The sequence below is a fragment of the Pseudomonas sp. GW821-FHT09C08 genome (assembly GCF_059418125.1).
Map to the genome: position 1 here is coordinate 786,614 of NZ_JBWKPG010000002.1, position 14,654 is coordinate 801,267.

Consider the following 14,654-nt stretch of genomic DNA (forward strand, 5'->3'; position numbering starts at 1 on the left):
CTTGATCATTCGCAAAATTGCAGGACATTTGCCCGGCTCTTTTCATTGGGCGCGTTCTGGTCCTGTTGCAGCCAGAACTGGCACTTGGGGTTGGACAGGTTGCGCGCGTTGGTGCGGGCCTGATCCAGGCTCTGCTGTTGCTCCTGCTTCTGCAGGTTCTGTTGATACTGCTCGAACATTCGGTTCGGCGGCTCCGGCGCAGCCACCGCCGGTTTGCCCAGTTGCTGGACGGCTTGGGCCACGGGCGCCAGGGTTTGCGGGAAGAGGTAGCGCGATGCCAGCCAACTGGTCAGCACAATGGCGATAAACCCCAGCCACACCCCCATGGCGATGGCGAACGTAAGCTTGGGCAGCGACAACGATTGATCCGACATGATGGCCTCCTGGCAGGCAATTGCGGCGTGGCGGCGATTGTCGCACAGCCGCTGTGCAGAATAATCGCGATCAAGCCTTCTGCATCAGGGCATTTATGCGGACAATCGGGCCTTTGATCGTAGGAGCCCGGAATGAAAGCCCGCTGGGATATTTTTTGCAGCGTCGTCGACAACTACGGCGACATCGGCGTGACCTGGCGCCTGGCCCGGCAATTGGTGGTGGAGCACGCCTGTTCCGTGCGTTTGTGGGTCGACGACCTGCGGGCCTTCGAGCGCATGTGCCCGGAAATCGATGTGCACCTGGACGAGCAATGGCAAGAGGGCGTGGAAGTGCGCTTTTGGCCGACCGAATGGCGGGACACGGCCTCCGCCGATGTAGTCATCGCCGCGTTCGCCTGCCAGTTGCCGCCCGAGTACATGGAAGCCATGGCCGCAAGCGCGCGTGCGCCCTTGTGGATGAACCTGGACTACCTCAGCGCCGAAGAGTGGGTGGTGGGTTGTCATCGCCTGCCATCAGTGAAGTTCAAGGGGGTGCAGAAGTACTTCTTTTTCCCGGGCTTCCGACCGGGCACCGGTGGGCTGCTGCGCGAGGCTGGATTGCTGGAGCAGCGCCAGGCGTTTCAGCAGGACGCAGCTGCACAGCGCCAGTTCCTGCAGGCCCTGGGCGTATTTGCGACAGAGGGTGCGCGCCTGATTTCATTGTTCGCCTACGAAAATGCCGGGCTCGGCCGTTGGCTGGATGTGTTGTCGAGCGACGAGCGGCCCACGCACCTGTTGGTCCCGGAAGGGCGGATCCTCGGTGATGTGCAGCGCTGGCTTGGCGTGGAGGGCCTGGTGGCGGGGGACGTGCATCAGCGCGACGCCCTGACCGTGCAGGTGCTGCCGTTCGTGCGCCAGGAGCAATATGACCGCCTGCTCTGGTGCTGCGACTTCAATGCGGTGCGCGGCGAAGACTCGTTCGTGCGTGCCCAGTGGGCCGGACGGCCGCTGTTGTGGCACATCTATCGGCAGGACGAAGACATCCACCTCGACAAGCTCGATGCCTTCCTCGCGCTGTACACCGCGGCTTTATCACCGGCTGCCAGCGCTGCATTGATCGCACTCTGGCAAGCCTGGAACACTGATGGCGATATGGCACAAGCGTGGAAAATGCTGCTGGAGCACTGGCCGGAGGTGAACCAGCATGCGCAGACGTGGTGTCTGGAACAAGGCTTGCAGGCCGATCTTGCGACGGCGCTGGTACAGTTTTATGAAAGTTGGATATGATACGCGACCTTGATTTTTGTAAATCCCATCCAAATTTCGGATATACGCAATGAAAACTGGTAAAGAACTGAAACCCGGTACAGTGATCCGTCTCGAAAACGACCCTTGGCTGGTTCAGAAAGCTGAGTTCACCAAGTCTGGTCGTAACAGCGCAATCATGAAGACCAAGCTGAAGAACCTGCTGACCGGTTACAAGACCGAGATCGTCTACAGCGCCGATGACAAACTGGACGACGTGATCCTCGACCGCAAAGAAGCGACCCTGTCCTTCATCAGCGGTGACACCTACACGTTCATGGACACCACCGACTACACCATGTACGAGCTGAACGCTGAAGATATCGAAGCCGTTCTGCCGTTCATCGAAGAAGGCATGGAAGACGTCTGCGAAGCTATTTTCTTCGAAGAGCGCCTGGTTTCCGTAGAGCTGCCGACCACTATCGTGCGTAAGGTTGCCTACACCGAAGGTTCCGCTCGCGGTGACACTTCGGGCAAGGTAATGAAGCCAGCCAAGCTGAGCAACGGTACCGAACTGCAAGTAGCCGATTTCATCGAAATCGACGACCTGATCGAGATCGACACCCGCGAAGGTGGTTCGTACAAAGGCCGCGCCAAGAAGTAATTCTGGCTCGCCAACAAAAAACCCGACTTAGCGTCGGGTTTTTTTATGCGCGGCTGTTTATCAGACGGCAACGTGCAGGCGTACTTCGACATTGCCACGGGTGGCGTTGGAGTACGGGCACACCTGGTGGGCGGCATCGACCAGGCTTTGCGCCTCGTCCTGGGCCAGGCCCGGCAGGCTGATATGCAGGTCGATATCCAGGCCGAAACCACCGGGGATCTGGCCGATGCCGACGTGGGCAGTGATCGAGGCGTCATCCGGGATTTTGCGTTTGGTCTGGCTGGCGACGAATTTCAGTGCGCCGATGAAGCAGGCCGAATAGCCGGCGGCGAACAGTTGCTCAGGGTTGGTGGCCTGGCCACCGGCACCGCCCAATTCCTTGGGGGTGGAGAGTTTGACGTCGAGGATGTTGTCGCTGGAGACAGCGCGACCATCACGGCCGCCGGTGGCGGTGGCTACTGCGGTATAGAGCGTTTGCATGGTGTCGTCCTCTTGGTTTTTTAGCGCTAAATATTTGCGCGCTAAGTAGTTGGTGAGGCGAATGTATAGCGCTAATGTTTAGCGCGCAAGATAAATTTTGAAAATTTTCGCCTCGATGCACTAACGGTAGGAGCCGGCTTGCCGGCAAGCCGGCTCCTACAAGGGGGAAGGGGGGTTAGACGCTGGCTTGCAAATGACTGCGCAAGGCAATCAGGTCAGCCTGCAGCTTGAGCAACTGTTCCAGCTCCAGTCCGCTGGCGCCAAGGATGCACTGCGGAATGCCCATGGCCTTGTCCTGCAGCGCACGGCCGGCAGCGGTCAACTCGACGACGACGACCCGTTCATCTTCGCGGCTACGGGTCCGGCTGAGCAGACCTTCAGCCTCCAGGCGCTTGAGCAGGGGCGTGAGCGAGCCTGGATCAGTCAGCAGGCGGCTGCTGATTTCGCCGACGGTCAAGCCATCTTCTTCCCACAGCACCATCATGGCCAGGTACTGCGGGTAGGTCAGGCCGAGGGCTTGCAGCAGGGGTTTGTAGACCTTGGTCATCAGCAGCGAGGTCGAGTGCAGGGCGAAGCACAGCTGGTTATCCAGCATCAGGGACTCGCAAGGATCAGGATTTTTGCTCATGGCAGTGCCTCAAAAAAGCGTATCTGGCCTGGAATCTAGCGGGCAAATCTTTAATGCGCCAGATAATTCTGTCCGAGTGGTCAGACAAGCCCGCTCTGCAGCGCCAGATCCCAGGGCGGCACCGGGCTGAAGCGCGATTTCAGGTATTCCAGCAACAACCGGCTGCGGGCATTCGCCTGCTGTTCCAGGCGCAAGGCGTAAATCCCGGTGGTTTCCGGGCTGGGCAGGCCATCCTCGCAAAACAGTGGCAACAGTTCGCCGCGTACCAGGTATTCACTGGCCAGCCAGGTGGGCAAGTGGGCGATCCCCAGCCCGGCGAGGGCGCCGGACAGCAGGGCTTCGGCGTTGTTGGCGCTCATGCGGATGCGCTGCGGACGGTAGGTGGCGCGGCGCCCATCCAGCTCGAAGCGCCATGCGAACATGGGGGCCAGGCCGTCCCAATCCAGGCCATCATGCTCGCTCAGTTCGCGCGGATGAGTGGGGGTGCCACGGCTTTTCAGGTAGGCCGGACTGGCACAGGCGATGCGCACGATGCTGGCCAGCGGCGTGGCGATCAGTCGGGTATCGACGATATGCCCGGCGCGCAATACCAGGTCGACCTTGCCCAAGTGGGCACCCTGCATGTCGACAAAGCTGTCGATCAAATGCAGGTGCACATCCAGCCCCGGGTACACGTTGAGGAAATCCGCAATCACCGGCGCCAGGTGCCGTCGGCCAAATGCTGCGGGCGCATCCACGCGAATCAGGCCTTCTGGCGCATGGCTCAGGGACACCGCCTCGGCGCGCGCCAGTTGCAACTCGCTGACAATCCGCCGCGCCCGCTCGGCAAACGCCAGGCCGGCAGGCGTCGGCACCACGGCGTGGGTGCTGCGCTGGAACAGGCGACTGCCCACCGAGCTTTCCAGGCTGTCGATGCGCCGAGCCACCGCCGAGGGTGTCAGCGGATGACGGCGGGCGGCGGCGGAGAAGCTGCCGGTTTCCAGGACATCCAGAAACAGGCCGAGCTGATCGGTGAGAGTGTTGGGGTTCATAGGCGTACGCTTATGCGAAATTGGCACAGCCATTGTGCGTTGCTGTGCGTTTCCGTGCCAGAGGCGACTGCGTAGCATGCGAGGCCTGGAATGGGGGAGTAGCGAACGGTGTTGGATCTAGCGATGTACCTGATATTGGGCGCGGCCCTCGGCACAGTGGGCGGCCTGTTCGGGATTGGGGGTGGCTTGATCGCCATCCCGGTCCTTGGCGTATTGTTCGGCCTCGATCAGCAACTTGCCCAGGGCACGGCGCTGGTGATGGTGGTGCCCAACGTGATGCTGGCGCTGTGGCGTTATCACCAGCGCAACCGTATCGAATTGAGGCATGCGCTGCCCTTGGGCGTGATGGGCTTCAGCTTCGCCTGGCTTGGCTCGATCTGGGCCGTGGGGCTGGACGCAGGCGCCATGCGCATCGGCTTTATCGCATTCCTGCTGACGCTGTCGGCCTACAACCTGCTGCGTATGTTCACACGCAACGCGCCGCCCACCGCGCAAATGCGTTATTCCTGGCCGTGGCTTGGCGTCTTGGGCGCAGCTTCCGGCTCCATGGGCGGGCTGTTTGGCGTCGGGGGCGCGGTGGTTGCTACCCCGGTGCTGACCAGCCTGTTCGGCACCACCCAAGTGGTCGCCCAAGGCCTGTCCCTGGCCCTGGCGCTGCCCAGCACCAGCGTGACCCTGGTCACCTACGCCTGGCACCACGAAGTGGACTGGATGATCGGCGTGCCGCTGGCCGTTGGCGGAATGCTCAGTATCAGTTGGGGCGTGAAAGTGGCCCATGCGCTGCCGGAGCGTGTATTGCGCGGCCTGTTTTGCGGCTTCCTGGTGGTGTGCGCGGTGATGCTGACGTTTAAAGTTTGAAGCCTTCGATGATGTAGTCGGCCAGGCAATCGGTAATCGGCGAGGCCAGCAATGGGTTGCGCAGCAGGCGCAGATTCATCGAGGGCAATGGGGGGAAGCCGTCCTCGCTGCCGAGTATGCACAGGTCAGGGGTCACCAGGCTTTCCATGCTGACCATGGCCGCCAGGCCCGCGCTGACAACGGCCTGGATCGCCGCCCCGTTGGAACTGTGGTAGGCCAGGCGATAATTGCGCTCGGCCGAATCGAGTGCCGCCAGGGCCCATTGCGTGTAGAGGCAGTCGCCACCGGGAATCGCCAGGGGCAGGGCATCGTGCTCGTCCACGCAAAAGCACGGCGCCGCCGCCCACACCATGCGTTCAGTGCGCAACAGCTCACCGACATCATTGCCCGGCTCGCGGCTGATAACGGTCAGCGCCAGGTCCCGTCGCTGCATCAACACGCTTGATCCCTCGCAGTGCATCTCGATCTGGATCAGCGGGTAGGCCTTGGAAAACTGTTTGAGAATGCCCGGCAGGAAGCGCATCACGTAGTCATCCGGCGTGCCGATGCGCACCAAGCCGACCATGTGGGGCTCGCGCAAGGTATTGAACACCTCGCTGTGCAGCTTGAGGATGCGTCGCGCGTAGCCCAACAGCACCTGACCCTCGGGCGTCAGCCGCACCTGACGCCCGTCGCGCTCGAACAGCTTGCGTTGCAGCACGTCTTCTTCCAGGCGCTTCATCTGCATGCTCACCGCTGATTGAGTGCGGTTGACCAATTCGCCGGCGCGGGTAAAACCGCCCTGGTCGGCGATGGCGACGAAGGTACGCAGCACTTCGGTGTCGATGCTCGGGTAGCCGGACAATTGATCAATCTCTGAGATGTATTGCATAAGAAACATTCGTTGGATTGATCATAAGGCCAAGCACACACTCGCGTCATCCCCACTGGAGGGCGAGAAGATGAAAGGTCAAAGAGGCTTTGTGTTGCTGGCGAAACGTCCGTTTTTCGGGCTGTTCCATAAGGTTGTGCGGTGGCAGACGCTGCATGCGGAGCGCCAGACACTGGCAGCCTTGAGTGATGATGCGCTCAAGGATATAGGGCTTAACCGCGGCGACGTCGAGCAGGATCGCCACCTGCATTTCTGGCAAGACCCGCTGCGAAAATGATGCGGGATGCAGTAGGGTAGTCGGCGCGCCCATATGGAGATTCGCATGCCCGCCGACCTGTCTTTTTCACTCAAGCAAGCTCGACGCCTGGCGCTGGCCGCCCAAGGTTTTTCCGGGCGCCAGGCGCCTGCACTGATCAAGGCCGCTCACATCAACCGCCTGGTCGAACGCCTGGGTGTGTTGCAGATCGATTCGGTGAATGCCGTGGTGCGTTCTCACTACCTGCCACTGTTTTCCCGCTTGGGCACTTACTCCCCGTTGATCCTCGAACAGGCGGCCTGGAGCCAGGGGCGCCGGCGTTCGCTGTTCGAATATTGGGGGCATGAGGCCTCGCTGCTGCCGATGGCGTTGTACCCGTTGATGCGCTGGCGCATGCAGCGGGCCCAGCAAGGGCAGGGCATTTATTCGCAAATGGCGCGCTTTGGCCGTGAGCAGCAGGCGGTCATTCAACGCGTCCTCAAGACCGTGGAGCAGCAGGGTGCGCTGGGCGCGGGGAGTCTGTCGACTCGCGAGGAGCGCGCCGGCCCGTGGTGGGATTGGAGCGAGGAAAAACACGCGCTGGAATGGCTATTTGCTGCGGGGCTGGTCACCGTGGCCGGTCGACGTGGGTTCGAGCGGCTCTACGATTTGCCGGAACGGGTGATCCCTGGCGAGATCCTGCTGACAACGGTGGGCGAAGCCGAGGCCCAGCGCGGCTTGTTGTTGCACAGCGCGACTGCACTTGGCGTCGCTACCGAAAAAGACCTGCGCGATTACTTCCGCCTCGACCCTGCCGACAGTCGCAATCGCCTGGCCGAACTCGTGGAGGACGGGCAGTTGCAGGTGTGCCAGGTGCAAGGTTGGAAACAACCGGCGTACTGTCTGCCCGAGCCGAAAGTGCCACGCAAGGTGCCGGCCAGCGCATTGCTGTCGCCGTTTGATTCGCTGGTCTGGGAGCGCGCGCGTACCGAGCGCCTGTTCGATTTTCGCTATCGGCTGGAGATCTATACCCCGCAAGACAAGCGGGTCTATGGCTACTACGTGCTGCCGTTCCTGCACAACGAACGCATCGCCGCGCGCATCGACTTGCGCGCCGAACGTGCCAACGGGCGGCTGGCTGTCCATGCGGTGCACGAAGAAGAACCGGGGCTGGATGAAGAGGGGATGCTGGCGCTGGCCGCGAACCTTCGGCAAATGGCCGACTGGCTGGGGCTGGAACAGATCCAGCTCAATTGCCAGCGGCCAAGTGCCGACAGGTTGCGGGCAGCGATGATCAGTCGGGACAGGCTTGTTTAGAGCCCCATCGCGGGCACTTGTGGGCGCCGGGCTTGCCCGCGATAGCGCCAGCCCCGGCGATTCAGCCTCTCAACGCTTGACCTGTTTGAGCGTCTCCGCAATCAGGAACGCCAGTTCCAGCGACTGATCGGCATTCATCCGTGGGTCGCAGTGGGTGTGGTAACGATCCGACAAGCCATCCTCGGTGATCGGTCGCGCGCCGCCGATGCACTCGGTGACGTTCTGCCCGGTCATCTCGATATGAATCCCGCCGGCATAGCTGCCCTCGGCCTGGTGCACCTGGAAGAACTCCTTCACTTCGCCGAGGATCTGCGCGAAGTCGCGGGTCTTGTAGCCGCTGCTGGCCTTGATGGTGTTGCCGTGCATCGGGTCCGAGCTCCACAGCACCTGCTTGCCTTCGCGCTGCACGGCGCGAATCAGCTTGGGCAGATGCTCGCCGACCTTGCCTGCGCCCATGCGCGCGATCAGGTTCAGGCGGCCGGGGTCGTTGTCCGGGTTGAGGATGTCGATCAGGCGGATCAGGTCGTCGGGGTTCATGCTCGGGCCGACCTTGACCCCGATCGGGTTGTTCACCCCACGCAGGAACTCGACGTGGGCGCCGTCCAGTTGGCGGGTGCGGTCGCCGATCCAGAGCATGTGCGCCGAGCAGTCGTAGTAGTCGTTGGTCAGGCTGTCCCGGCGCACGAAGGCTTGCTCGTAGTTGAGCAGCAGCGCTTCGTGGGCGGTGAAGAAGCTGGTTTCGCGCAGTTGCGGTGAGCTGTCCATGCCGCAGGCGCGCATGAACGCCAGGGTTTCATCGATGCGGTCGGCCAGTTGGCTGTATTTTTCCGCCAGCGCGGAGTTGGCGATGAAGTCCAGGTTCCACTTGTGAACCTGGTGCAGGTCGGCAAAGCCACCCTGGGCAAAGGCGCGCAGCAGATTGAGGGTCGCGGTGGACTGGTGATAGGACTGCAGCAGGCGCTCGGGGTCCGGCACCCGGCTTTTTTCGTCGAAGCCGATCCCGTTGACGATATCGCCGCGGTAGGCGGGCAGGGTGATGCCGTCGATGGTCTCGTCATTGGCCGAGCGTGGCTTGGCGAACTGACCGGCCATGCGTCCGACTTTGACCACCGGGCAGCCGGCGGCGAAGGTCATCACAATGGCCATCTGCAACAGCACCTTGAAGGTGTCGCGGATCTTCGCGGCGGAGAACTCGGCAAAGCTCTCGGCGCAGTCACCGCCTTGCAGCAGGAACGCCCGACCCTGGGTCACTTCGGCAAACTGACGGCGCAACTCACGGGCTTCCCCGGCAAATACCAGCGGCGGGTAGCTGGCCAGGTTCTGCTCCACTTGCAGCAAGTGCGCAGCGTCCGGGTACTGGGGTTGTTGCTGGATCGGCAGGGCGCGCCAGCTGTCGGGGCTCCAGGGTTGGCTCATCATGAACTCGATAGGGTGGTTGACGGTCGGGCGTCAATGTTATCAGCAATTAGTGCGTGACCTGTTGCCGCCGGTTGGCCGACAATCGCGCCTTTGCCGTGCGGTAAACCCTTTAGGAGTAGTGATGACCGAGGAGCGTGTCGAGCGCCTGCTGGCCGAAGTCCATGATGATTTCGGCATGATCCGTGTGCTCGAAGTGGCCGATTACCGCTTTCTCGAATTTGGCGACGCCATCGAGCAAAGCTGCGTGTTCACCGCCGACCCCAGCTGGCTGGAGTACGACTACACCCGTGCGATGCTGATCGGCGCGTTGTGCCATGAGCTGCCGGAGAGCGCGCTGTTCCTCGGCCTGGGTGCCGGTACGCTGACCCAGGCGTGCCTCAAGTTTTTGCCGCTGGAAGACGTCGAAGCCATCGAACTGCGCCCCGACGTGCCGCGCCTGGCCATCGAGTACCTGGGGCTGGACGACGATCCGCGCCTGTACATCCGCATCGGCGACGCCCTGCAATTGCTCGATACAGCCGAGTCGGCCGACCTGATTTTCGTCGACCTTTATACCGATGTCGGCCCAGGCGTCGGGCACCTGGCCTGGACCTTCCTGGAAAACTGCCAGAAAAAACTCAACCCCGGCGGCTGGCTGGTGATCAACCAGTGGGCCACCGACGACGGCAAGCCCCTGGGGGCGGCGTTGTTGCGCGGGTTGTACCACCGGCATTACTGGGAACTGCCGGTGAAGGAGGGCAATGTGATTCTGCTGGTGCCTTCGGAACTCGATCAGGCGCTGGACCTGGATGCGCTGTCGGCGCGTGCCGAGGCGCTGGCACCGCGATTGGGTTATTCGTTGCAGCCGTTGATCAAGGCGATTCGGCCGGCAACTTAGTCGCCAGTGCCGACGCTATCGCGGGCAAGCCCGGCTCCCACGGACTGAAATGCGCACCCTGTGGAAGCGGGCTTGCCCGCGATAGCGCCATCAGCCGGTTCAGATACCCTTGAACACCCCGGGACGCTTCTCGATCATCGCCCGCACGCCTTCCTTGGCATCCTCGCTGTTGAGCAACTTATCCACCATCGGCGGCAAGGCGGCGGCCGCGACGGTTTCGCCTTCGATGCGCGCCAGGCGTGCCGACATCAAGGTCGCCTGCACCCCAAGCGGTGCCTGGCGGGCGATGCGGCTGGCGAGTTCGATGGCGCGCGGCAGCAGGTCTTCACTCGCCATCACCTCCTGCACCAGGCCCAGGCGCAGGGCGTCATGGGCGTCGAACTCATCGCCGGTGAGCAACCAGCGCATGGCGTTGCCCCAGCCGGCGACCTGATGAAAGCGCAATGTCGCACCACCAAAAGGAAAGATCCCACGTTGCACTTCCATCTGCGCGAAGCGGGTATTGCTCGCGCACAAGTTGATATCCGCCGCCAGCATCAACTCGATGCCGATGGTCAGGCAGTAACCCTGGGCCGCCACGATCACCGGTTTGCTCACCCTGGGGCCGGCGAACACGCCCCACGGATCGCAGCCGCCCAGCGGCGGTTGCCAGCCTCCCGCCATCACGCCGCTGACGTTGGCCAGGTCCAGCCCGGCGGTGAAGTGGTCGCCGTGGGCGAATACCACCGCCACGCGCGCGTCTGCATTTCGATCAAATTCGCCATACGCCAGGCTCAGCTCATTGAGCAGATCCAGGTCGAACGCGTTGCGCTTGGCGACTCGATCCAGGCCCAACAGCAGGACATGACCCTGGAGTTCACGGCTGACGCGGCTGCTGCTGGGTTGATTCATCGGGGGTGCCCTCGGGCGCAATGGAAGGTTTCGGACCAAAGGTGTTGATCGCCAGGTGAACCGTTTAAGCGTTACGACCAACGGGGCCGGGCCTTTGAAAAATAGACCCTTGCGGGCCGCCGCGCAAAGACTGTGACGCAGCGCGGTTTATCGGCACTTTGCGATAAAAAAAGCTCCCTTTTTCAGCTATTTCCGGTATAGTGCGCGCCGGCCTTTAACCGGGCCGCGTTTAGGTAGCGCAATTCCCCGAAGTCAGCTTCGGCTGCACGTCCGCACAGCGGACTCTCCCTTGACGAATCTTTTTCATTCATTCGTTTTCGCAAATCCCCGCCGACAAAGCAGCCAGGGCGACTCTTGAGTCTCAACACGGCATGCGCAGCTTTGGAGCATGGGTCTTTGCGGATGCACTTAGAGGCAGACCCATGACCCAGGAAACCGGCGGCTTCGCCGCTTTTAATCTTAACCCGAATATTCTTGCAGCCGTCGCAGCGACCGGCTACGAAGAGCCTTCGGCGATTCAGCAGCAATCGATCCCGATCATCATGGCCGGCCAGGACATGATTGGCCAGGCGCAAACCGGTACCGGTAAAACCGCCGCGTTCGCCCTGCCTATCCTGCACTGCATCGATCCTGCCAAGCGCGAACCGCAAGCCCTGATCCTCGCGCCAACTCGTGAGTTGGCGCTGCAAGTAGCAACCGCTTTTGAAACCTACGCCAAGCAAATGCCAGGCGTTACCGTTGTGGCTGTCTACGGCGGCGCGCCGATGGGCCCGCAACTGAAAGCTATCCGTAACGGCGCACAGATCGTCGTTGCCACCCCGGGCCGTCTGTGCGACCACTTGCGTCGTGACGAGAAAGTCCTGTCGACCGTGAACCACCTGGTTCTGGACGAGGCCGACGAAATGTTGAAGCTGGGCTTCATGGATGACCTGGAAGTCATCTTCAAGGCACTGCCACCGACCCGTCAGACCGTACTGTTCTCGGCCACCCTGCCACAGTCGATCCGTGCCATTGCCGAGCGCCACCTGCGCGATCCGCAACACGTGAAGATCCAGACCAAGACTCAGACCGTTACCGCGATCGAACAGGCTCACCTGTTGGTTCACGCTGACCAGAAGACCTCGGCTGTATTGAGCCTGCTGGAAGTCGAAGATTTCGACGCCCTGATCATGTTCGTGCGCACCAAGCAAGCGACCCTGGACCTGGCCAGTGCCCTGGAAGCCAAAGGCTACAAGGCCGCTGCGCTGAACGGTGACATCGCCCAGAACCAGCGTGAGCGCGTAATCGACTCCCTCAAGGATGGCCGCCTGGACATCGTTGTGGCAACCGACGTAGCCGCTCGTGGTCTCGACGTTCCACGTATCACCCACGTGTTCAACGTGGACATGCCGTACGATCCAGAGTCCTACGTTCACCGTATCGGCCGTACCGGCCGTGCTGGTCGCGAAGGCCGTGCACTGCTGCTGGTGACTCCACGTGAGCGCCGCATGCTGCAAGTGATCGAGCGTGTAACCGGTCAGAAAGTCGCCGAAGTCCGCCTGCCGGATGCCCAGGCCGTTCTCGATGCCCGCATCAAGAAACTGACCAACAGCCTGTCGCCGCTGGTGGCTGATGCTGAATCGACCCACGGCGACCTGCTGGACCGCCTGACCGCCGATATCGGTTGCACCCCGCGTGCCCTGGCTGCAGCGCTGCTGCGCAAGGCTACCAACGGTCAGGCCCTGACCCTGGCAGCGATCGAGAAAGAACGTCCACTGGTTCCGAACAGCGCGCCACGCGGTGATCGTCCAGAGCGTTCCGGCGACCGTCCAGAGCGTGGTGATCGTGAGCGTCGTGCTCCGGTTCCATTGGCTGAAGGTCGTGCCCGTTGCCGTACCGCGCTGGGCGCGCGTGATGGTATCGCGGCCAAGAACCTGCTGGGCGCTATCCTCAACGAGGGTGGCCTGGCACGTGAAGCCATCGGTCGCATCCAGGTTCGTGACAGCTTCTCCCTGGTGGAGCTGCCGGAAGATGGTCTGGAGAAACTGCTGGCCAAGCTGAAAGACACACGCGTTGCCGGTAAGCAGCTGAAGCTGCGTCGCTACCGCGAAGATTGATCCGCCCCTGGGCTGATTGATCGCACATAAAAAATCCCCGACTGGTTCGGGGATTTTTTTTTGCCTGTTATTTTTGAGCGGTCTGCGCGCCCGTAGGAGCCGGTTTGCCGGCTCCTACAAAGGGTTGCTTTAGCCGAAGCGGTAGATGTCCATGCCCAGCGCCCCCAGGGTGAAACCCTGATGCGCCACGCTGAAAGCGCCACCGGCGCCGCGCGCAAAATACAGCGGCAGCAGATGCTCATCACTGGGATGGCTGCGCACGGCATTCGGTGCCTGGCGGCGATAGTCGTGCAAGGCGTTTTCATCGTTGGCTGCCAGCTTGTCGACGACCCAGTCGCGAAACTCCAGCGCCCATGGCGTGATGGTCTCGGGCCCGGCGCGCCAATCAAGCTCACCGAGGTTATGGGTGATGCTGCCCGAGCCGATCAATAACACGCCTTGCTCGCGCAGGCTGGCGAGGGCGTGCCCGACGCGGGTCTGCAGGGCAGGGCCCATGCGGCTGGGCAGGGACACCTGCACCACCGGGATATCTGCCGCCGGGTACATCAGCGACAACGGCACCCAGGTGCCGTGGTCAAAGGGCCGGCGCTCATCAATGCGTGCGTTCAGGCCATCGGCGTGCAGCAGTTCGACAATTTCTCCGGCCAATTGCGGGTTGCCCGGCGCCGGGTACTGCACGGCAAACAGCTCGGGGGGAAAGCCGCCAAAGTCGTGCCAGGTTTCGGGTGCGGGGCTGCCGGTGACCAGCAGCTCCTGGCTTTCCCAGTGCGCCGACACCACCACAATCGCCTGCGGTCGTGGCAGTTCGGCAGCCAGACGCTGGAGGGCAGGGCCGCTGGCACCGGGTTGCAGGGCGAGCATGGGCGAACCGTGGGAAATAAACAGGCTGGGGAGCATGGGGAGGGTCCTGAGCGTTAACATGGGCCCATCTTCAATCAGATCATTGATCTAAATCTAATATAAGTTTTAGCACCATTTGATCGAATTTTCGGGGTGATCCATGGAGCCTAAGTTTTGGCAGGAGCGCTGGGCGCGCAATCAGATCGGTTTTCACTTGCCTGAGGTCAACCCTTACCTGCAACGGCACTGGCCGCAGTTGTCCCTCGCGCAGGGCGCCCAGGTGCTGGTCCCCTTGTGTGGCAAGAGCCTGGACTTGATGTGGCTGGCCAGCCATGGGCTGCGGGTACTCGGCGTGGAGCTGTCGGAACAGGCGGTGAAGGCGTTTTTCAGCGAGCAGAACCTGGTGCCGCGCATCACACGGCGCGGCGTCTTCAGCGTGTACCAGGCTGATCTGATCGAGGTGTGGTGCGGCGATTTCTTCGCCCTGGACGCCGAGGCCGTGGCCGATTGCACCGCGCTTTATGACCGCGCCGCGCTGATCGCCTTGCCGCCGTTGATGCGCGCGCGGTATGCCGAGCATTTGCACCAGTTGCTGCGTCCCGGTTGCCAGGGGCTGCTGATCACCCTCGATTACGATCAGACGCAAAAGGCCGGCCCGCCGTTTGCGGTGACGGATGACGAGGTCAAGGTGCTGTTCGGCTCGCAATGGACGCTGCGCGTGCTCGAAGAGCAGGACATCCTCGGCGAGAGCTGGAAGTTCGTTCAGGACGGCGTTACGCAGCTGGATGAGCGTGTCTATCAGCTGACGATGCGTTGACCAGGCCTGGGTATTTACACCGCTTCGGGTAC

General features: G+C 62.0%; 16 protein-coding genes. 8 read left to right on the forward strand and 8 right to left on the reverse strand.

The annotated features are described in order from the left end of the window. Nucleotides 1-5: 5 nt before the first annotated feature. On the reverse strand, nt 6-374 hold the full coding sequence (locus AC07OJ_RS10295) for a hypothetical protein (protein WP_495094484.1): 369 nt from the start codon (nt 372-374) through the stop codon (nt 6-8). A gap of 132 nt (nt 375-506) precedes the next feature. Here AC07OJ_RS10295 and earP point away from each other — a divergent pair, with 132 nt between their 5' ends. Together earP and AC07OJ_RS10305 are read left to right on the forward strand one after the other, a co-directional pair. Further along, nucleotides 507-1,640, forward strand: a complete 1,134-nt coding sequence (earP, locus tag AC07OJ_RS10300; RefSeq protein ID WP_495094485.1) for an elongation factor P maturation arginine rhamnosyltransferase EarP — start codon at nt 507-509, stop codon at nt 1,638-1,640. 49 nt (nt 1,641-1,689) lie between these two features. Beyond that, nucleotides 1,690-2,262, forward strand: coding sequence for an elongation factor P (locus tag AC07OJ_RS10305; RefSeq protein WP_003172723.1), 573 nt, complete (start codon nt 1,690-1,692; stop codon nt 2,260-2,262). A 60-nt stretch (nt 2,263-2,322) separates the two neighbouring features. On the opposite strand, the gene AC07OJ_RS10310 is transcribed toward AC07OJ_RS10305, so the two are convergent. From AC07OJ_RS10310 to AC07OJ_RS10320, 3 genes are all read right to left on the reverse strand, one after another. Then, nucleotides 2,323-2,742, reverse strand: coding sequence for an organic hydroperoxide resistance protein (locus AC07OJ_RS10310; RefSeq protein WP_106804741.1), 420 nt, complete (start codon nt 2,740-2,742; stop codon nt 2,323-2,325). A gap of 175 nt (nt 2,743-2,917) precedes the next feature. Further along, nucleotides 2,918-3,370: a MarR family winged helix-turn-helix transcriptional regulator gene (locus AC07OJ_RS10315; RefSeq protein WP_065901707.1), complete on the reverse strand. Its 453-nt coding sequence runs from the start codon at nt 3,368-3,370 to the stop codon at nt 2,918-2,920. Between the two features lie 80 nt (nt 3,371-3,450). Next, nucleotides 3,451-4,401 (reverse strand): LysR family transcriptional regulator, encoded by a 951-nt coding sequence (locus AC07OJ_RS10320; protein ID WP_106804740.1) that lies wholly within the window; start codon nt 4,399-4,401, stop codon nt 3,451-3,453. Nucleotides 4,402-4,509: 108 nt separating this feature from the next. Here AC07OJ_RS10320 and AC07OJ_RS10325 point away from each other — a divergent pair, with 108 nt between their 5' ends. Beyond that, entirely contained in the window at nt 4,510-5,259 is a 750-nt protein-coding gene (locus AC07OJ_RS10325) for a sulfite exporter TauE/SafE family protein (RefSeq protein WP_065901703.1), read from the forward strand. On the opposite strand, the gene AC07OJ_RS10330 is transcribed toward AC07OJ_RS10325, so the two are convergent. Beyond that, nucleotides 5,249-6,130 (reverse strand): LysR family transcriptional regulator, encoded by an 882-nt coding sequence (locus AC07OJ_RS10330; protein WP_120447963.1) that lies wholly within the window; start codon nt 6,128-6,130, stop codon nt 5,249-5,251. The genes AC07OJ_RS10325 and AC07OJ_RS10330 overlap by 11 nt on opposite strands. 70 nt (nt 6,131-6,200) lie before the next feature. Here AC07OJ_RS10330 and AC07OJ_RS10335 point away from each other — a divergent pair, with 70 nt between their 5' ends. Continuing rightward, nucleotides 6,201-6,407: a DUF1127 domain-containing protein gene (locus AC07OJ_RS10335; protein WP_495094486.1), complete on the forward strand. Its 207-nt coding sequence runs from the start codon at nt 6,201-6,203 to the stop codon at nt 6,405-6,407. A gap of 45 nt (nt 6,408-6,452) precedes the next feature. Then, entirely contained in the window at nt 6,453-7,682 is a 1,230-nt protein-coding gene (locus tag AC07OJ_RS10340) for a winged helix-turn-helix domain-containing protein (RefSeq protein WP_120447964.1), read from the forward strand. A gap of 69 nt (nt 7,683-7,751) precedes the next feature. Here AC07OJ_RS10340 and AC07OJ_RS10345 read toward each other — a convergent pair whose 3' ends face one another. Further along, nucleotides 7,752-9,098, reverse strand: a complete 1,347-nt coding sequence (locus tag AC07OJ_RS10345; protein WP_106804736.1) for a class II 3-deoxy-7-phosphoheptulonate synthase — start codon at nt 9,096-9,098, stop codon at nt 7,752-7,754. 124 nt (nt 9,099-9,222) lie between these two features. Here AC07OJ_RS10345 and AC07OJ_RS10350 point away from each other — a divergent pair, with 124 nt between their 5' ends. Further along, a complete protein-coding gene (locus AC07OJ_RS10350; protein ID WP_065901696.1) occupies nt 9,223-9,978 on the forward strand; it encodes a spermidine synthase in 756 nt (251 codons plus the stop codon). 99 nt (nt 9,979-10,077) lie between these two features. Here AC07OJ_RS10350 and AC07OJ_RS10355 read toward each other — a convergent pair whose 3' ends face one another. After that, the gene (locus AC07OJ_RS10355) at nt 10,078-10,869 is read right to left on the reverse strand and encodes a crotonase/enoyl-CoA hydratase family protein (protein ID WP_065901693.1); all 792 of its coding nucleotides are present in this window, start codon (nt 10,867-10,869) and stop codon (nt 10,078-10,080) included. Between the two features lie 422 nt (nt 10,870-11,291). On the opposite strand from AC07OJ_RS10355, the gene AC07OJ_RS10360 reads away from it, so the two are divergent. Further along, a complete protein-coding gene (locus AC07OJ_RS10360) occupies nt 11,292-12,965 on the forward strand; it encodes a DEAD/DEAH box helicase (protein ID WP_065901692.1) in 1,674 nt (557 codons plus the stop codon). A gap of 129 nt (nt 12,966-13,094) precedes the next feature. Here the strand turns inward: AC07OJ_RS10360 and AC07OJ_RS10365 are convergent, their stop codons facing one another. Further along, on the reverse strand, nt 13,095-13,862 hold the full coding sequence (locus AC07OJ_RS10365; RefSeq protein ID WP_495094487.1) for a DODA-type extradiol aromatic ring-opening family dioxygenase: 768 nt from the start codon (nt 13,860-13,862) through the stop codon (nt 13,095-13,097). A gap of 103 nt (nt 13,863-13,965) precedes the next feature. Between AC07OJ_RS10365 and AC07OJ_RS10370 the strand changes: the two genes are divergently transcribed. Continuing rightward, the gene (locus tag AC07OJ_RS10370) at nt 13,966-14,622 is read left to right on the forward strand and encodes a thiopurine S-methyltransferase (protein WP_495094488.1); all 657 of its coding nucleotides are present in this window, start codon (nt 13,966-13,968) and stop codon (nt 14,620-14,622) included. Nucleotides 14,623-14,654: the final 32 nt, after the last annotated feature.